At 42.5% G+C, this 18,656-nt stretch carries 22 protein-coding genes and 2 rRNA genes; 1 reads left to right on the top strand and 23 read right to left on the bottom strand.

What is annotated here, in order from left to right; translation table 11 throughout:
• Positions 1–67: 67 nt before the first annotated feature.
• The 11 genes from spoVG to metG all read right to left on the bottom strand — a co-directional run bounded on the left by spoVG (position 68) and on the right by metG (position 9,111).
• The gene (gene spoVG / locus BM095_RS15565) at positions 68–361 is read right to left on the bottom strand and encodes a septation regulator SpoVG (protein WP_091664016.1); all 294 of its coding nucleotides are present in this window, start codon (positions 359–361) and stop codon (positions 68–70) included.
• A 445-nt stretch (positions 362–806) separates the two neighbouring features.
• A complete protein-coding gene (locus BM095_RS15560) occupies positions 807–1,181 on the bottom strand; it encodes a RidA family protein (protein WP_091664101.1) in 375 nt (124 codons plus the stop codon).
• Positions 1,181–2,020: a pur operon repressor gene (purR, locus tag BM095_RS15555; protein WP_091664013.1), complete on the bottom strand. Its 840-nt coding sequence runs from the start codon at positions 2,018–2,020 to the stop codon at positions 1,181–1,183. The genes BM095_RS15560 and purR overlap by 1 nt, the downstream gene beginning before the upstream one ends.
• A 60-nt stretch (positions 2,021–2,080) precedes the next feature.
• Complete coding sequence (ispE, locus tag BM095_RS15550) at positions 2,081–2,950, bottom strand: 4-(cytidine 5'-diphospho)-2-C-methyl-D-erythritol kinase (protein ID WP_091664099.1); 870 nt, start codon at positions 2,948–2,950, stop codon at positions 2,081–2,083.
• A 166-nt stretch (positions 2,951–3,116) separates the two neighbouring features.
• Entirely contained in the window at positions 3,117–3,302 is a 186-nt protein-coding gene (locus BM095_RS15545) for a small, acid-soluble spore protein, alpha/beta type (RefSeq protein WP_091664011.1), read from the bottom strand.
• Between the two features lie 140 nt (positions 3,303–3,442).
• On the bottom strand, positions 3,443–3,694 hold the full coding sequence (locus BM095_RS15540; protein ID WP_091664008.1) for a Veg family protein: 252 nt from the start codon (positions 3,692–3,694) through the stop codon (positions 3,443–3,445).
• Between the two features lie 238 nt (positions 3,695–3,932).
• Complete coding sequence (yabG, locus tag BM095_RS15535) at positions 3,933–4,796, bottom strand: sporulation peptidase YabG (protein WP_091664005.1); 864 nt, start codon at positions 4,794–4,796, stop codon at positions 3,933–3,935.
• A gap of 60 nt (positions 4,797–4,856) precedes the next feature.
• Entirely contained in the window at positions 4,857–5,735 is an 879-nt protein-coding gene (gene rsmA / locus BM095_RS15530; RefSeq protein ID WP_091664004.1) for a 16S rRNA (adenine(1518)-N(6)/adenine(1519)-N(6))-dimethyltransferase RsmA, read from the bottom strand.
• Positions 5,686–6,300: a ribonuclease M5 gene (gene rnmV, locus BM095_RS15525; RefSeq protein WP_091664001.1), complete on the bottom strand. Its 615-nt coding sequence runs from the start codon at positions 6,298–6,300 to the stop codon at positions 5,686–5,688. Before rnmV ends, rsmA begins: the two co-directional genes overlap by 50 nt.
• Before the next feature lie 25 nt (positions 6,301–6,325).
• Complete coding sequence (locus BM095_RS15520; RefSeq protein ID WP_091663999.1) at positions 6,326–7,093, bottom strand: TatD family hydrolase; 768 nt, start codon at positions 7,091–7,093, stop codon at positions 6,326–6,328.
• A gap of 23 nt (positions 7,094–7,116) precedes the next feature.
• Entirely contained in the window at positions 7,117–9,111 is a 1,995-nt protein-coding gene (gene metG / locus BM095_RS15515; RefSeq protein ID WP_091663997.1) for a methionine--tRNA ligase, read from the bottom strand.
• 737 nt (positions 9,112–9,848) lie between these two features.
• Here metG and BM095_RS15510 point away from each other — a divergent pair.
• A complete protein-coding gene (locus BM095_RS15510) occupies positions 9,849–10,142 on the top strand; it encodes an AbrB/MazE/SpoVT family DNA-binding domain-containing protein (protein ID WP_091663995.1) in 294 nt (97 codons plus the stop codon).
• A gap of 69 nt (positions 10,143–10,211) precedes the next feature.
• On the opposite strand, the gene rsmI is transcribed toward BM095_RS15510, so the two are convergent.
• The 12 genes from rsmI to BM095_RS15450 form a co-directional block, all read right to left on the bottom strand.
• Positions 10,212–11,087 carry a 16S rRNA (cytidine(1402)-2'-O)-methyltransferase gene (rsmI, locus tag BM095_RS15505; protein ID WP_091663992.1) on the bottom strand — a complete coding sequence of 292 codons (876 nt, stop codon included), beginning with the start codon at positions 11,085–11,087 and terminating at the stop codon, positions 10,212–10,214.
• Positions 11,056–11,355: a GIY-YIG nuclease family protein gene (locus BM095_RS15500; RefSeq protein WP_091663989.1), complete on the bottom strand. Its 300-nt coding sequence runs from the start codon at positions 11,353–11,355 to the stop codon at positions 11,056–11,058. Before BM095_RS15500 ends, rsmI begins: the two co-directional genes overlap by 32 nt.
• Entirely contained in the window at positions 11,342–12,079 is a 738-nt protein-coding gene (locus BM095_RS15495) for a tRNA1(Val) (adenine(37)-N6)-methyltransferase (RefSeq protein ID WP_091663986.1), read from the bottom strand. Before BM095_RS15495 ends, BM095_RS15500 begins: the two co-directional genes overlap by 14 nt.
• A gap of 208 nt (positions 12,080–12,287) precedes the next feature.
• Entirely contained in the window at positions 12,288–12,635 is a 348-nt protein-coding gene (yabA, locus tag BM095_RS15490; protein WP_091663984.1) for a DNA replication initiation control protein YabA, read from the bottom strand.
• A gap of 27 nt (positions 12,636–12,662) precedes the next feature.
• Entirely contained in the window at positions 12,663–13,478 is an 816-nt protein-coding gene (locus BM095_RS15485) for a PSP1 domain-containing protein (RefSeq protein ID WP_091663981.1), read from the bottom strand.
• 2 nt (positions 13,479–13,480) lie between these two features.
• A complete protein-coding gene (holB, locus tag BM095_RS15480; RefSeq protein WP_245757934.1) occupies positions 13,481–14,497 on the bottom strand; it encodes a DNA polymerase III subunit delta' in 1,017 nt (338 codons plus the stop codon).
• Positions 14,484–14,813: a cyclic-di-AMP receptor gene (locus BM095_RS15475; protein WP_091663979.1), complete on the bottom strand. Its 330-nt coding sequence runs from the start codon at positions 14,811–14,813 to the stop codon at positions 14,484–14,486. Before BM095_RS15475 ends, holB begins: the two co-directional genes overlap by 14 nt.
• 94 nt (positions 14,814–14,907) lie before the next feature.
• Positions 14,908–15,561: a dTMP kinase gene (tmk, locus tag BM095_RS15470; protein WP_091663976.1), complete on the bottom strand. Its 654-nt coding sequence runs from the start codon at positions 15,559–15,561 to the stop codon at positions 14,908–14,910.
• Positions 15,562–15,563: 2 nt separating this feature from the next.
• Positions 15,564–17,021 carry an aminotransferase class I/II-fold pyridoxal phosphate-dependent enzyme gene (locus BM095_RS15465; RefSeq protein ID WP_091663973.1) on the bottom strand — a complete coding sequence of 486 codons (1,458 nt, stop codon included), beginning with the start codon at positions 17,019–17,021 and terminating at the stop codon, positions 15,564–15,566.
• A 62-nt stretch (positions 17,022–17,083) separates the two neighbouring features.
• The gene (locus tag BM095_RS16865; RefSeq protein ID WP_091663971.1) at positions 17,084–17,281 is read right to left on the bottom strand and encodes a sigma factor G inhibitor Gin; all 198 of its coding nucleotides are present in this window, start codon (positions 17,279–17,281) and stop codon (positions 17,084–17,086) included.
• A 743-nt stretch (positions 17,282–18,024) separates the two neighbouring features.
• Positions 18,025–18,141: ribosomal RNA gene (gene rrf / locus BM095_RS15455) — 5S ribosomal RNA — on the bottom strand.
• Between the two features lie 221 nt (positions 18,142–18,362).
• Positions 18,363–18,656 (bottom strand): 23S ribosomal RNA (locus BM095_RS15450); the annotation flags it as partial.

Here is an 18,656-nt window from a genome sequence, read left to right as displayed (position 1 = left end):
ACAAAAAACCAGGCGGCCTGCTTGATGCAGAACCGCCCAGATGCCATAAGTATTAGTGCTTTTCCCCTTAGGAAGCCCCCGCTTCTTCAAACTCCGGTTTTTCCTGTTCTCCCTGACGATGATATTCACCTAACACGGCAGTTTGGATTTTCTCCCGCGTTTGAGATGAAATGGGGTGAGCGATGTCTCTAAATTCCCCATCAGGTGTACGCTTACTAGGCATAGCTACAAATAAACCATTGTTTCCATCAATCACTCGAATATCATGAACCACAAATTCACTGTCAATCGTAATTGAAGCAATGGCACGCATACGCCCGTCTGTGTTCACCCGACGAAGTCTCACGTCTGTTACTTCCATTTCTTTCACCACCTTTTATCAATTAAAAAATCGTTCAGGCATACATTTCAACGTTATGGAGTAAAACTCCTCCTAAAAAAGAAAAATATTTTAATTTTTATGTTAATTTATAAGAAAAGCGCAAGCGCCTTGTTTAGCTGCGACAGGCTCATCTGTCTTCGCCATAGGCCATCCTGATGGCCGGAGGGGAAGACGATGAAACCCCGAGCGGCTGGGCGCTGAAGCTAGACAAGAAGAAAAGCACAAGGCGCCCGTTTATCGGCGACAAGCGCTGGAGACCCGCCGGAGGAGGCTTTGCCGCCGCAGAGCGGGTTGAAGCGACCTCGAGCCGATGGCGCCTGAAGCTGGACCGCCTTCCAGAACGTTACCCTTTTTTATTCCAGTAAGCATATCTAAAAAAATACGAGACTATCCTCATGAACGGACAGTCTCCACATGAAAACACTTATTTAACTAACGCAATGACTTCTATCTCGATAGAAACATCTTTCGGAAGCCGCGCTACTTCTACACAAGACCTTGCAGGCTGATGCTCACTAAAATACTTGCCGTAAACTTCGTTAATTGCAGGAAAATCATTCATATCTTTAATAAAAACAGTTGCTTTAATGACCGAGTCTAAGCTGGATCCTGCTTCTTCAAGAACGGCTTGAAGATTTTGGAATACTTGATGGGTCTGTTCCTCTACTCCGCCTTCCACGAGCTGGCCATCTGCTTTTAATGGAATCTGGCCTGAACTGTAAAACATATTATTCACGATAATACCTTGAGAATATGGTCCAATTGCCTCTGGTGCCTTCGGTGTAAATACTTTTTTCATCATTTCTTCACCTCTTCAAGTTTGTTTAATATATTTCCTGGAACAGCGTTTACTTGCATATCTTTTTCGTTCACTTCTGACAGTCTCGCAATGGATACATAATCATCAACTAACCGTTCCTCTACATCTTCCGCTTCAACAAGGACACCAATACCTACTACATTCGCTTTGAACTCTTGCAGTAAGTTCATCATTCCCCGGGCTGTGCCTCCTGCTTTCATAAAATCATCTACAATTAACACATTAGCGCCTTCCTGCAGACTTCTTCTCGCAAGTGACATCGTCTGTATCCGCTTAGAAGACCCGGAAACATAATTGATACTTACCATTGATCCTTCTGTCACCCGGTGATCCCGACGGACGATGCTAACAGGGACGTCTAAATGCGATGCAATGGCGTATGCTAACGGAATGCCTTTCATTGCGACTGTCATAATGGCATCAATTTTTTGATGAGAAAAGACCGCTGCAAAAAGCCTCCCTATATCGTTCATAAATTTAGGGGTACCTAATATGTCCATCATATATAAATATCCCCCCGGAAGCAGTCTCTCCTTGTCTTCGAGTTTTTTACACAAATCCTCTGTCAGCCGTTTTCCTTCTTCAAACTGAACAAAAGGTATGTATTTCACTCCACCGCTTGCCCCTGGAACGGTAAGCAAAGAGCCAATACCTTGCTCCTCAAAAATCTCTTTTACAATCGTCAAATCTTCGCTAATGGAGGATTTTGCTGACTGATATCTATCCGAAAAATAACTTAAGGACACAAGTTGGTGAGGATGATTTATAAGATAGTAAGTCATATCAACCAAGCGTCCACTGCGTTTCAGTTTTTTCATGAGAACCTCCATAAAACCCGAATGTTATATATGCAATATACCATTTTCATACGGATTTTATCAAGTGCTCTTATCACTAATTAACCGAACCGCATATACTTGTTCACAAAAGCCTCGCAGTGCATTATAAACACGGTTGACTCTTGCTTCCTTTTGGATCAACCCAAAAACAGTAGGTCCGCTGCCACTCATTAAAGCAGCGTCCACCCCTGAATCCAACATCCTATCTTTTATTTTTTTCACTTCTGGATACATCGGCAAGGTTACCGTCTCTAGAACATTGTATAAATTCTCGCATATCGCCTCATAATCTTGTGTTTGAATGGCGTGAACCATACGCTCGGCCTGCGCTCCATTTGCTGTGTGCTCACTTGCTTCAAGCCGCCTATACACCTCTTTCGTAGAAACACCGATTGGCGGTTTAGCGAGGATCACCCAAGATGGAGGAGGCGACTCGATCGTTTCGATCACCTCTCCCCTTCCTGTAGCAAGCGCCGTCCCGCCATGCACACAAAAAGCTACGTCTGATCCAATCTCAGAACCAATAGCAGCCAAATCCTCGATCGAAAGACCTAGTTCCCACACTTCATTCAAGCCTTTCAGAGCGGCTGCTGCATCACTACTACCGCCAGCAAGTCCAGCAGCTACCGGGATATGTTTATGAATATAAAGATGTGCTCCCTTTTTCACCTCATAACGTTTTTTCAAAAGAGAGGCAGCTTGATGAGCTAAATTACGATGATCTACTGGCAAAAAGCCTTCCGACATTTCCACCTTAATTTGGCCGTCTTCCCTGTTTTCTATCTCAATACGGTCCGCTAAGTCAACTTGAGTCATTACCATCTTGACTTCATGGTAACCATCATCTCTTTTATGTAAGACATCTAAAGCTAAATTAATTTTTGCGGGCGCTTTTATCGATCGTTTCACCATGGACTACTCCTTACCTCACGAATAAGTCATACACGCTCAACCCAACGTATATTATCTCTGTTTATTTTAGTCGAAATCACACCTTCTGTACAGAAAGAATAGAGAGCTCCGGGATGATAAATCCCAGTCCCGGAGCAAATTGTATCAGCGGTATATCTGTTAACTATTGGTTCTTATTATTTGCTGCCAGGCTTTCTTCAGCTATTTGAACAGCTCGCTTCACCATATTACCGGCATCACGAGACTTAATACCTCCCCAGCCTTCCTTTTGAACCGTGTCATAAAAACCTAGTTCTTTTGCGATTTCCTCTTTCAATTGATCTGACATGATACCGCCTCTACGGCCCATGGCACCCATCTCCTTCAGAAGAATAATCACAAACCTTCATACCGCTGTACATTCTTATGTTATACAAAAAAAGCATAAATATAGCTCTCTGTTACCTGAAACAGAAAGCTAATTTATGCCGGCCATGCCTTGTTATGCTGTTATGCTTCTAATTCTTCTTCACACATCGTCAACTGAACAGTGTTTGTGAGAACATCAGTATAACTATAGGAAATCCGTTCAACTGGATGCTTGTCCTTATCCAGCTTCACAATAAAAACAGAAGGATATGTTTCCTCGATTAAGCCAGAACGCTCAATCGTCTTTTTACGACCACCGTTCGCAACAATGGTCACCTTTTTGCCAATATTAGCATCCAACGTCTCTTTAATCTCAACCAATGTTTTTCCCATATTATCAGCTCCACCTCACTCGATTTCTAATTGTATCACAGGTTAATTTTTATGTCAACAAAATTTATCATTATACCAGTGATCTGATTTCTTTGTCAATAAAAGAGTATAATTTTCTGAAAAATCTTAACAGAAATAGGTATTCACGGGTAGTATTTGCCTATATTCATAACTTATACCTATAGATTGGTAAATGAAAAAATTCCTTGCAGCTCCCGAACGGGGAGCGGCAAGGAATTCAAGCATTATCTTCTTTCCATGGCAGGCCGCGGCGGAGAACACCTTTCGTTTCTACACCGCCCAAGCCTTCTTTTCCTGTTAATGTATGACGAATTAATTGCAATACGCTGACCCGATCCATAAATGGTGTAAGGCTTATTTTTGCAGCGACATAAACGGGATCCAGCGCATGAATATTCACTCGCTCCGGAGAACTAGCAAAATTAGCTCCAGCTTTAAGTAACCACTCAAAATAAGACTGACAAGCTCCTGCAAAGATAATAAGCTGATCAAGTTGTGGAACTACTTTACGGGCTTCTCTCACTGTTTGACCAAAAGCTTTTGAATTACGATAAGACTTTACCTCGTTTTCCGGTCCTCTCGAGGACAAGAAGGCATCATGACCAGTAATAACCAGAATGTCCGGACGTACCATTTCAAGAAGAGAGCCTACTTGCGTAGGCATTTCCTTCTCAGGCAGGTGAACGCCGTACACTGGGATACCTAACCTCTCATACAAAGCCGTGCATTTTGATAAATAAAAAGCATCTCCATCCAAATGAAGGACTCTTCCCCTCATTTCGAAGTAAGATGTATCTTCTTTATACCCATCAGAGGTTTCATAATCACTTCGTTCCTTCATTAATCTCGCTTCTTGTCGAAATAATTTATAGAAATGCTCTTCTTTATCTCGGACCGTTTCTTCGAGTTTTCGCCTATCGTCATCCTCTATTTTTTTTAAATCACTCAATGGGGCGTCCGCGGCAAGGCGCAGCTCTTCGCCTAACAATTCAGCTTCATCCCCGTTGACCGCCGTTACTCGGAAAACAATATCACAATTATACGAATAGCGTTCGACCAGATCTCCTACTTTTACATTCACGTCCTTCTCCCCCTTCTCACGACAGCCTATTCGAAAAAAGGGAAAGAAGTGCATAAGAGTCTATTTTACCCCAGCATAAATTAATTCATTACTCAATGTGGCAAACTCCTCCATGGATAGGGTCTCTCCCCGCCTTTGCGGATCGATTCCTGTATTTTCAAGAACACGAGCTAGCGTTTCCTTCTGGTCCTTCTCTATCAAATTATGTTGTAGGTTATTCCACAGAGTTTTTCTCCTTTGGACGAAGGAGGCACGCACCACTTGAAAAAAGAACGTTTCATTTTTTACATAGCAGGGAGGCTCTTCTCTCCATTCAAGCCGGAGTACGGCGGAATCCACTTTCGGTCGTGGCACAAATACTGTTTTAGGGATGATCGCTACTTTTGAGGGAACTGCATAATATTGAGCGGCGATCGATAAAGAACCATACGTTTTTGAGCCAGGTGACGCTGATATTCGATCGGCTACCTCTTTTTGTATCATCACAACCATTCGTTTAACAGGCAGACGTTTCTCCAAAAGAGACATAATAATAGGGGTTGTCACGTAGTAGGGAAGATTTCCCGCTATAGCGATGTCATTCGTATCTTTTAACTTTTCTTGGATCAATTGTTCTATATTCGCCTCTAAAATATCTTGATGATGAACGGTGACATTCGGGTATGGTGCGAGCGTTTCCTCAAGTATTGGTATCAAGCGTCTGTCAATTTCAAACGTTTCTACTCGTTTCGCACGTTTTGCTAACTGCTCTGTTAACGCTCCTATTCCCGCCCCTACTTCGATGACGCCATCTTCCGGGCCAACAGCAGTTGCCTCCGCAATTTGATGGAGAACATTTACATCTACTAAAAAATTTTGTCCTAAGCTTTTTTTAAAGGAAAAACCGTGCTTAGTTAGTATTTCCTTCGTCCGGCTCGGAACCGCTATGTCTCTGTACATGGCTGTTTTCCTCCTCGATTACCTGTTGGAAGGCACGAGCGAATTCACTGTGCTTGATCTGAAACATCTCCAGCTTTTTTAAAAACTGTTTTCCGTTAGCATATCCAATGTTTAGCAATTCACCCATTCTCTCACGTCTCTGCCTAGACCCTGGTCCAAGTATCATTCCTGCATCAATGAGATCTTGTTTTGTAATTTCCTCTCGAGGGTCTGACTCTTCAGGGGATACATCTCTTACTCTCCATAGCGCTTCACGAATGATTTCAGGTTCAGCATTTTCGATACCAATGTTGCCTCCGTTTTTGGCGAGAGCTTCTTCTTTATTTAGAAAAGCATGCTTACAGCCTGGAACCTCTCGACTAACAATTCTTCGGATACGTTCACCAGGTCCATCGGGATCCGTAAAGATGATGACCCCCCGTCGTTCCTGGGCTAGCTTTACTTGTTTTAATACATCAGAGCCGATAGCAGATCCGTTTGTTTCAATGGTGTCTGCATCTAGAGCACGCTTGATCGCTATGGAATCATCTTTTCCCTCTACTACAATACATTCCTTTATTTTCATCTTACGGGCTTCCTCCCCGCTTCTTTCAATCAATTTTAAAAAGGTTTTTAGCGTTCTTTGTCGTTTGTTCTGCCAACTGTTCTAAAGGTATCTCCTTTAATTCCGCTATTTTCTCGGCTACCAGTCTAACATATGCCGGCTCATTCCTTTTTCCTCGGTAAGGATGAGGAGCCAGAAATGGGGAGTCTGTCTCAACGAGCAAGCGGTCTAACGGTATTTCTTTGGCAACTTCTTTCGGCAGTTTGGCATTCTTAAACGTAACAGGACCACCAAACGAGATATAAAAATTCATATCCAGGCATTGTTTCGCTATTTCCAAGTCCCCTCCAAAACAGTGCATAATACCGCCCGTTTCTTCCGCTTTTTCTTCTTTTAAGATTTCCACGATGTCTTCATGGGCTTCTCTATCATGAATGATGATAGGAAGATCCACTTCTTTTGCCAAGTGGATTTGCTTACGAAATACTTCTTTTTGCACATCTTTTGGAGACTTGTCCCAATGATAATCCAACCCCATTTCTCCAAGCGCGACTACCTTAGGATGGGAGGATAACTCTTTTAGCCAGTCCAGCTCCTTTGGAGTCATGTCAATGGCGTCCACGGGGTGCCAGCCGACAGAGGCATAGATAAATTCGTATTCCTCCGCCAGTTGAATTGCTTTTTTTATCGTCGCGTGGTCGAAACCCACTACGTTCATCAAGGTTACTCCATTTTCTTGAGCTCTCGTTATTGTTTCGAGTAAATCCTCCTCAAATTGCTCTATATTTAAATGAACATGGGTATCAAAAAGCATGTACACTCACCCTTTTCTCTAAATTAGTTCACTTGAGAACCGTTCGGAAGGCTCTGGTCTATCGTGGCTAATGTTAGTTCTTTGCCTTGAGAGGCTGCCAGTATCATTCCTTGCGACAATTCTCCCCGTAATTTCACTGGTTTTAAGTTTGTAACACAAATAACTTTTTTTCCTTTTAGTTGCTCTGGGGTATAATGCTCTGCAATTCCAGAGACAACCTGTCGTTGCTCATATCCTAAATCCAGTTGAATTTTTAATAGCTTATCTGCTTTTTTCACTGGTTCTGCTTCGAGGACTTCTGCTACCTTTAACTCTACTTTGGAAAAATCATCTATTGTAATTTCGTTGTTTTTCTCCTCTTTCTTGTCGTCCTCTACCGCTTCGTCGGCCTCTGTCTTTACTGTACCGCCCATGTCCTTAATAATATTGGCCACTTCATCTTCTACTTCTAATCGCGGGAAGATAGGCTTTCCTTTTTTAATCACTTTCGTCCCTTCTCGCAACTGACCGAAGGCTTCCATTGTATCCCATCGTGTGAGATCTTCCGGAATACCCAGTTGTTCCCAGATCTTCTGAGGAGTTTCTGTCATAAACGGTTGAATCATAATGGAAATATAGCGCAGAGACTCAGCAAGATGATACATAATAGCACCGAGCTGTTCCTCTTGTCCTTTCTCTTTTGCTAAAATCCACGGCTGTGTCTCGTCTATATATTTATTTGCCCGGCTGACTAATTGCCAAATGGCTGTAAGAGCTACTGAAAACTCCATGTCCTCCATCGCTTGTTCCACTTTATCTACTGTTGCGTATACTAACTCGACTAAAGAATTGTCATAAGAGGTACCGTCTTTCAAGTAAGCTGGAAGCTCCCCATCTAAGTACTTATTCACCATCGCTACCGTACGATTTAGCAAGTTTCCTAAATCATTTGCTAAATCATAATTCAAGCGATCGACAAAACCTTCCGGCGTAAAGACGCCATCGGAACCAAATGGCACTTCACGAAGCAAATAATAACGAAGGGCATCTAATCCGTATCGATCAATAAGTGGAATTGGATCCACAACGTTTCCTTTTGATTTTGACATCTTGCCGTCTTTCATTAAGAGCCATCCGTGTCCAAAAACTTTTTTTGGTAAAGGCAAATCCAAAGCCATCAACATGATAGGCCAATAAATCGTATGGAAACGAACAATTTCCTTACCTACCAGGTGAACATCAGCAGGCCAAAATTTATTGTAGTTCTCATTGTCTTCCGTTCCATACCCTAAGGCTGTGATATAGTTTGTGAGGGCATCGATCCATACATACACGACATGTTCCGGGTCACTTTTAACAGGAATCCCCCAACTGAAGGCAGTTCTCGATACGGCCAGATCCTCTAATCCAGGTTTTATAAAATTATTAATCATTTCCTTTTTCCGGGATTCTGGTTGTATAAATTCTGGATTTTCCTCGTAGAACTGAAGCAAGCGGTCAGCATATTTACTCATTCGGAAGAAATAAGACTTTTCTCGAACCCATTCTACCGGATGTCCGCTATCAGGACTTTTTCCGCCGACTATTTTTCCATCTTCGTATACAGGATCTTCAAGCTGCAACTCGGTATAGAAAGTCTCGTCCGGTACAGAATACCATCCTTCATATTCATCGAGATAAATATCTCCTTTTTCTTTTAATTTCTCAAAAATTTGCTGTACCACTTTTTTGTGACGATCTTCGGTGGTGCGAATAAAATCATCGTAGGAAATATCCAATTTATCCCAAAGTTTCCTGATGTCCGCTACAATGTCATCGACGAAATTTTGAGGGGAGGTCCCTTTTTCTTTTGCTTTTCGTTCAATTTTTTGACCATGTTCATCTGTCCCTGTTAAATAGCGTACGTCATAACCACGCAGGCGTTTATACCTTGCCATTGCATCACCTGCAACTGTTGTATATGCATGACCAATGTGTAGTTTCGCACTTGGATAATAGATTGGCGTTGTAATGTAGAATGTCTTGTTTTTTTCAGGCATGGAAACATCCTCCTTAAGTAACTTTTAAAATTAATAATTTCATTCATAGAAGCAGGAAATGGAGCAAGTATCGAGAAAGTATTCCATAAGTCTTCCCGACCTCTTAAGAAAAGCGAAAGCTCCTTGTTTAGTCACTCCGGATCTTGAAAGCACCAACATGAAATGTTCTTGACTTACAAAAAAACCCCCGTCCAACAGAGGGACGAGAGTTTTACTCACGCGGTACCACCCAAATTTCCTTAGTCTTTTCAAGAAAGACAAAAGCTCTTCTACCTGTCAGGATACATATATATCCTCTTCAGGTGCTGTCTTTAACGCAGACATACGTCTCTTCCTTACTGTTCGTAAGCTCGGAATGGACATCCTCCCAGGACCATGTTCAAAAGTGCTGGCTGCACCGGTTCTCAGCATACCCGGTTCTCTGGAGCAGCTTTCCTTTTTACTCATCCCTTCATCGGCATAGTCATATTTAATTATCTCACGTCACGTCTCTCTAAGACTATAACGAAGCCGATTGCTCTGTCAAGATGCGGGCGATTTCGCATACAGCAGCCTACATTTGCCCTGTCCCTCATATTATGTCCAAAATTTGAAAAGTTAGAAATCAAATAGTATTTTTTTGGAAAATCAATTGACGGCGTCAGGTAACACTGTTATTCTTATTTTACTAGAGAAAGTGTCGAATTATGACGATGATAGCTAACGCTTATTTTATATACATTTAGAGGAGGAACCTAATGAAATCAACAGGTATTGTACGTAAAGTCGATGAACTGGGAAGAGTTGTTATTCCGATTGAGCTTCGCCGGACATTGGAGATTGAGGAAAAAGATGCCCTCGAAATCTATGTGGATGATGACCGGATTGTGCTAAAGAAACACAACTCTAACATGACATGTCAAGTTACAGGGGAAGTTTCGGAAGACAACATTTCACTCGCAAACGGAAAAATAACTCTATCTCCAGAAGGCGCTAAAGCGGTGATTAGAGAGTTAGAACACTATTTAACTGATGAACAAACAAAAGCTTAAATGACAGGTAAGAGACGATTTTCTTTTAGTGTAAAGAAGTCGTCTTTTTATATGGAGGCAGATAGCCGATTACAACTCATGATAAGCAGCATATACTTCACGTTTAGGAACCCCACGCTCTTTCGCCACTGTTTTTATCGCATCTTTCGCAGATACCCCATGATTGACATAGTGTTCAACATGTTCTAGTAAGTCCAATGCTTCCCACCAGGAAGTTCGGTCTGTCGTCGTTTCATTGCTTCCCTCTACAATTAAACAACACTCTCCTTTTATAGGCTCTGCCAATTCCTGCAGGTAAGAAAGCATCTCCTCTCCTGTCCCCCTTAATACTTCTTCAAATTTCTTTGTCAGTTCACGTGCGAGCACAAATTTTCGCTGGCCCCATTTTTCTGACAGATGACGGACGGTTTCCTTGACGCGATAAGGCGATTCATAAAAGATAATAGGCGATTGTATTGGCTCTAACTGAGATAAGATGTTCTCTTTTTCCTTCTTTTTACGCGGTAAAAAACCGTAAAAGTAAAAAGCCCCTCCCCCAAGCCCGGAAGCGGTTAACGCTGTAAGAGCGGCGTTTGCGCCAGGCAGGGCGATGACGGAAATATGTTCTTCAATACATCGCTCTACTATTTCTTTCCCCGGATCAGAAACGAGCGGCATGCCAGCATCGCTTACTAAGGCGACCGTTTTCTGGTCCTTGAGCAGTGAAATAATCTTCTGCTCTTTCTGTTCTTTATTGTGCTCATGGTAGCTATCAAGGGGAGTAGAAATCTCAAAGTGAGAACAGAGTTTACGTGTTTGTCTTGTATCCTCTGCGAATATCATATCCGCTTCTTTCATGATGCGCAGGGCCCGGAAAGTAATGTCTTCCAAATTACCTATTGGTGTCGGTACTAAATAAAGGGGCGCCGCGTTTTCAGAAACCTGGTAACTTTGTTGTCGATTCATGGGAACCTCCTTTAACGACAGAATAAATAAGATTTTCTTTTTGCCGGCGTGTCATTTGCTTAATATTCCATTCCTCTTGCATCGCTTTTCGTTTCGTTGAAAACTCTTTTTCAAACACCAATTGAAAAGGACCTCGTCCTCTTGTATATTTTGCCCCTTGTCCACTCTCGTGCAGTTCTATTCTTTTTCTAACGTTCGTGGTGTAACCAGTATAGTACGTGCCGTCCCCACATTGAATGATATAAACAAAGTGTTTATTTTCCGTCATAATACTTCTGAAACTCCTCTGTATAGTTTCCATTTGAGTCATATACCGTCAATGGCGGCAAGCATCTTAGTCTTGGTTTCCCATTCTTTGTCCCTTCAAGAAGCAAGATATTTGCATCCTTACCTTCTTTAGGATAAATGAGTTTCATTTGCTTTGGTTCTATTCTATATCTCCGAAAGAGTTCCAACAGCTCCATCATCCGTTCCGGCCGCAAAACCATAGCCACCTTTCCTCTCGGTTTAACGAGATGAGAGGCAGCTTCTACAATTTCCTCTAACGTTCCATTCCTCTCATGCCGAGCAGCTGCCAAGTACGGATTTTCATTCCACTCTTTCTCTCCCGGTGTAGCGAAATAAGGCGGATTACACGTTACTAAGTCTGCTTGTCCCGTCATATTTTTCAGCGATTTTTCCCTTACGTCCGCTTGAATGATACGTATCTGATGTTCCAACTGATTGAGATGTACACTTCTATTTGCCATATCAACGAGCGTGGGCTGAATTTCAATACCAGTAATGGGTACGCTGCTTCTTGTTGATAGTACAAGCGGGATGACACCGTTTCCTGAGCATAGATCAATAATACTCCCTCTTGTTATGGGAACGTAAGTAAATCGAGCTAGCAAGACAGCATCTATCGAAAAGGAAAAGACTTGCTTGCTTTGAATAATGTGTAATTGTTGAGTAATGTAGTCGATTCTTTCCTCTCTATGTAGTTGATCCATCGACAAATTCCCCCGTTTCGATACGAAATATCTTGGAAAAACGCAAGTTGCCCGCCTATCGCCGACAAATGCTGGAGAACTGTCGGGAGCTTGCTTCCCAATCAAAGGATGAAACGACCTTGAGCTGATTGCAATGGATGCCGGATCTCTATCAAATGATAACTTTCGACTTCCATGGAAAAATGCTGTCCCTCCAAGGGACAGCATTTTACTTTTGATGAAGGAAAGAAAGGCAGAATAAGCAATCTCCATCTGATCGAAGACTTCCATAGTGTAAATTACACACATGAAATCCTTCTTGGTACAAACGGGCAAGATTGTCATACCCTTCTCCCACGTTCGGCAGAACCCGTGTCGATGAGTCTGTAGTGGAAGGTTCTACCGAACTGTCTTTTTCATCTATCACTTTTCGTAATTGCTGATTTTCCATTTGAAGTGCATGATTCTCTTCAATCAGCATAGCAAGTTGTTCTTTTAGTTCCCTAAGCTCATCATGCAGCGTCCCTATTCGTTCTTCCATATGAATAACTTGAGAGAATATCTCCCTCTTTTCCACGAACACCCACCTCAATCACCCTATGCTTCAGCCTACAATATAACCTTCTTCCATTAATTCTTCGAGGCTGTATTCCAGAACATTCTGAGGTTCTGATACGTTTACTTGAACGAGTCGTTCCAATATGTTAATCCCCACTACTTTCCCTTTTCCTTGGGGCGTTGTAATTGTTTCTCCCACATCAGGAAGCTCTTTCTTTGCTTCTTCATAATGGTCGTTTTCGTATTTAAGACAGCACATCAGCCGGCCGCACAAACCTGAAATCTTTGCTGGATTAAGAGACAAATTCTGATCTTTCGCCATTTTGATAGACACAGGTTCAAAATCCCCCAGAAAAGAGGAGCAGCACAAGACTCTTCCACACGGTCCGATGCCGCCCAGCATTTTCGCTTCATCCCGAACACCAATTTGACGTAACTCAATTCGGGTACGAAACACCGATGCAAGGTCTTTGACCAGTTCACGAAAGTCAATCCGACCATCTGCCGTGAAGTAAAATAAAACTTTATTTCTATCAAAGGTGTATTCTACATCGACTAATTTCATATCTAGTTGATGTTCAGCAATCTTCTCATTACAGACGTCGTATGCTCTCTGAGCCAAGTCCTTATTTTCCTTGATAATTAACTTGTCATTGTCGTTTGCAACCCGAACTACTTTCTTCAAAGGAAGAACGACATCATCGCCGCTCACTTGCTTTTTATCGAGAACAACTTTTCCAAACTCAATACCTCGAGCAGTTTCCACTACGACCCACTGCCCATTTTCTATCTGAAGATCTCCCGGGGAGAAATAGTAAATTTTCCCCGCTTTCTTAAATCGAACTCCAATCACTTCGTACAACGTTACGATCCCTCCTGTAAGCGGAGCAGTAAATGCTCCATCAGAAGCTGGGCATTTACATTGGCGCGAAGCCGTCGTTTCGCTTGAAGGATCCACTGCAACCGTTGGGCTAACACGGTCTCTGACATATGAAGCGCCTCTTGTTCTAACTTTTCTTTCTGATCGGGAAAAGCCAAGTCATTTTCCCTATGTTTTAGAGCCAGAACGTCGCGATGCCAGAAAAGCAGCAAATCCAAGCCGATGTCCAGCTCTTCTCTATCTTTAAAATGGGGAAGCCACTTTTCTTGCAACGTCAATAGCATTTGCTGAGGCCGATGATAAACCTCTTCTGTTAATTGTATCACTAGACCTCTAGCATGTACAATCCACTCTACGTTTTCTAAAACGTTTCCTCCTCCCCACTCATCAGGCAATCTTGCCAAGAGAGCAGCTATGTTAGGATTGATATCCTGCTCTAGAAAAATAGCTGCCCGTCGTTCAAGTGAAGGAGGAGCAAAAGTGATTTTCTGTGCGCGCGAGCGAATGGTGTCGAGCATAAAATGAACATTTTCAGTAAGTAAAAGAGCCAGTGTCGGGCTTTCTGGCTCTTCCAAAAACTTGAGCAAACTGTTTGCAGCACTTGCTGTCATCTTATCCGCATCATTCACAATATATACTTTTAAACCGGGCTCCATGCCTCGATATGTAAATTCTTTTTGTAAGCTTTCCACTTGGGCTTTACGGATAGTAGTTCCGTCCGGCTCTAAGGTCATCACATCCGGGTGATTGCCATGCTTAATCCTTTTACACTCCCTGCATTCCCCACAAGGCTTTTCATGATCCTGTGCTGTACACATTAAACGTTGAGTGAGAAGAAGAGCAGTTTGTTTTTTCCCCGCTCCTCTTCTTCCCTCAAAAATATAAGCATGGGCCAGTCTGTTTTTTTCTACGCTTTTTTCAAGCATCGTCATTACTGTCGGCTGTATCTGACGCATTTCCTCCCAATTCATAATAAATCCCTCGATTTCAAAATTGCTCAAACTGCTCTACTTCCAAAATAAAAACAGTCGCTCCCCCAACTTGAACTTCCACTGGGTACGGAACATATGAGTCTGCATTGCCCCCCATTGGAGAAACAGGAGCGACGAGCTGTTCCCTCGATTTACAATTATCCTGAATGATTTCTAGTACACCATCAACGTGCTCGTCCTCCACACCAATAAGGAACGTTGTATTGCCAGCTCTCAAAAAACCGCCCGTACTTGCCAGCTTAGTAGCCCGGTAATCTTTATCAACTAGCGCGTTTGATAACCGGTTACTATCTTTATCCTGCACGACGGCGATAATTAATTTCATGGAGAATCCCCGCTTTCTATTTATGGATCCAACACATACGGACTTTTCTGTTATTTATATTTTACTGTATTTACTAGTAAAATGAAATTAGTAATCAAAGACGTAACTCTTTCAGTAGGATATTGGAGACATGTTGTTTCGTTTCTTCTATTACTTGTTCCAATGTGTTCTCTGCATTTATTTTATGAATACGCTCAGGGTATTGTTCTAGTAATTCGTGATAGGCGTTATATACTTTCTCATGAAACTCCATTTTTTCCTGGTCCAACCGATTGATTTCTCGGTTATCATTTTGACGAATACGTTGTAATCCAATCTCCGGTTTAATATCTAAATAAATGGTTCCAGTCGGCATATAAGGACCTATTGCAAATTTGTTAATTTCCAGCACTTGATCCATGCCAATCCCACGTGCAGCTCCTTGGTAAGCTAAACTGCTATCGATAAAACGATCACAGAGGACAATATGCCCTTCCTCTAAAGCCGGCATTATTTTTTCAATAAGATGCTGTCTTCTCGCAGCCGCATATAATAAAGCTTCTGTCCGACTATCCATGTTTACGTGACCTGGATCTAAAATAACGGAACGAATTTGTTCTGCAATTTCAATACCACCAGGTTCACGCGTTTTCATTACTTTGTATCCTTTAGACACCAACCACTCAAACACACGTTCTATTACGGTGGTTTTTCCAGCGCCTTCACAGCCTTCAAATGTTATTAATTTTCCATTGGTTCCTGTATTCATTCTCACTCATCCTCGTCCATTATACTGACATACCACTGCCCTTTACGATCAACCGTTCCTCCTTGTATTCTACCACCTTGCTGTACCCATTCTAAGAGATAGGAAAATCGTTCTCCTGTAATTTTTTCTCCTTTAAAAAATAATGGAATGCCCGGTGGGTAAGGAATTATATCAACACCTGCAATCTTTCCACTTGCCCTTTCTACTTCGATATTTTTTTGTTTCACGTGAAACATTTCCAACCACTCTCTTTCTGTTTCTTGAACAGAAAACGTTGGTAAATGCGAGACTCGTGTCCTGTTTTCTGGAGGAACTTGAGCCATCATAGTAGAAACAGCTTGCTGAAACTTTGGAAAGACAGTTAGGTAATTTCCTTCCAGGCGGAGAGGAAGGACAAGTAAGACATGGTCCTGATCAGCCAACTCAGAATATATATACTCCTGTTCCAAGTAGTGTTGCAATGTCCACCCACTATATCCCTCAGGAGCTTTCACTATACACTTTAATGGATCTTGCTCTATCTTTTCTGTGGCCTTCACCAAGGAGAGTCCCGTGTTTTTTTCCAAATCAGCTTGAAACGATTCATAACTACGTGTAAGCTGATTGGGTTCACACTCTCTTAATGTATGTACATAATAACGCGCCATATCTAACGATGATAAAACAAGATAAGAAGGACTGCTTGTTTGCACAACCGCAGCAGCCTCCTTTACTGCTTGTGAAGAAATATAACTTTCTTTTCCTATATGTAAATAAGCCCCCATTGTTAAAGCTGGAAGAGTTTTATGGGCGGACTGTACAACAACATCAGCCCCCTGCTCAAGTGCCGAAGCTGGAAATGCATCGTTTGATTGGAAATGAGCCCCATGTGCCTCATCGACAAGCACGACCATTTTTTTCTCATGAGCTTTTTGAATAATGGGCGCTAGCGGAGGTACCCAGCCGTAGTAGGATGGGGATGTTAAAATAATTCCTTTGGCATGAGGATATTTAGCGAAAGCAAGATTTACAGATTCGACAGAGAGTCCTTTCGATAAATATGTCTTTTGATCATATTCTGGGAAGAGGAAGACAGGGCGTATCCCCGCAAGTCGAAGCCCATTAATGATAGATTTATGTACATCTCGTTGTACGAACACCGTGTCTTCTCGTTGGAAAGATGCTAGTATCATAGCATGGTTACCAGCCGTGGATCCTCCGACTAAAAAAAGTGTAGACTCGGCTCCATATAAGTCCGCTGCTAATTGTTGAGCCTCCGCAATAATTCCTTCCGCATCGTGCAAATCATCTAACCCCGTTAACTCCGTCTGATCCATTTGCAGCATTTCCTTTGAAAAGAATGCCTGTCCAGCTCTCCCTATCACCTCACCATTTTTATGACCTGGAACGTGAAAAGAAATGGGTTGTTTGTTCTTATGCTTCCTCAGGGCATCCACAATTGGCATCTGTTCTTGATTCATTTTACACTACCTTCACAAAGATATTCATCATCAGTATGACGCATTACACGTCACCATGCAATTTAAGAATAGAGTGTTGATGCCTTTAGTTTTCTTAATTTCACAATATACGTTTTATATTTCGGATGCTCGGGGTCTAGCTGAACTAAGTGCCTCTCACATTCTTTACAGAGAAACGATTGCATTATATGAATGCCTTTCTGTTTCTCTTCTTCACATAGTATACAAGTTTCACTCCAGTTCTCCGTCTCCTTACGCATAGAGAACACCTCCTATGAAACTTAGTTTCTCCGAAAATATATTATTTATTCAAGAAAAAGAAGATACATCTTCCATATAAATGTATGTTTTTAAACCAAAGGTGTGCAAAAAAAGCTTCTTTTTTACATCTTATGTTTCTTGACGAGCAATTAGGAGAATAATTTGCCCTTCCTTATCACTCCCATTTATGCATTGATAAATAAATAGTTTTTGCTAGAGAGGTGCCGGGGAGTGTTCAAGGCAAACTTTCAAGATAGTTGTAGTGTCATCTTTCTTTTAGAATGCGGATACGAAGAAAGGGCTAAAGGTAAGAGGGGGTGATGAAATTCAATGGAAACCGGTATGAGCAGGAGCCAGGACGAGTCGACAGTACAGGAGACGGCGGGTCTAGAAATATCAAATAATGCACCAAATTCTGGTGGACCGGCATAGGGAAAGGTGCTCTTCCCTTTCCATGGACGGGCCGAAGAAACCTCGAGCAAGTAAACGCTGGAGTTAGACAATAGAAATTTAAGGATATTCGACTATGTTGGTGAGGTACTTCTACTAAAACCGCACCACCGCCTCCTGCGGATGTGACAACATCGAACTGACTCACGTCGTGTGGGCCTCAGAACAGCTGGGTGCTGAAGCTTGGATGTAGATAACTTTTCACGAAAGTTATCCACAAATGAACAGCTCTTATATTATTTCCTGAACTACAAAAAAACCGCCAGATCATAATCTGACGGCTTTCTCTCTTGCCTGGCAACGTCCTACTTTCACAAAGGGTCACCCCTTCATTATCATCGGCGCTGAAGAGCTTAACTTCCGTGTTCGGCATGGGAACGGGTGGAACCTCTTCGCTATCGTCACCAGACTTGCACAGGATGTGCTGGCTTCTGCGTTGGCTTACGCAGGATGCGTTGACTTTTGCGTTACAAACAGGACGTTTGTGTTCTTAGCAAAAGATCCACATTAGACGTTTGCGCGTTTAGCAGAAGATCCTTCCTCCTGCTATGTATAGAAAGGAACTCGTCGTTCCCTCAAAACTGGATAACGAACATAAAGAGCGTGTATCGAGGCGCCTCATCCTTTGCGTTGGATAAGCCCTCGACCGATTAGTATCTGTCAGCTGCACGTGTTGCCACGCTTCCACCTCAGACCTATCAACCTTGTCATCTACAAGGGGTCTTACTCGCTTGCGCGATGGGAAATCTCATCTTGAGGGGGGCTTCATGCTTAGATGCTTTCAGCACTTATCCCGTCCACACGTAGCTACCCAGCCATGCTCCTGGCGGAACAACTGGTACACCAGCGGTGTGTCCATCCCGGTCCTCTCGTACTAAGGACAGCTCCTCTCAAATTTCCTGCGCCCGCGACGGATAGGGACCG

Source organism: Alteribacillus iranensis, assembly GCF_900113025.1.
Lineage (GTDB): Bacteria > Bacillota > Bacilli > Bacillales > Marinococcaceae > Alteribacillus_A > Alteribacillus_A iranensis.
Note: the sequence above shows the minus strand (reverse complement) of the source record. Positions and strands in the feature narration are given on the sequence as shown.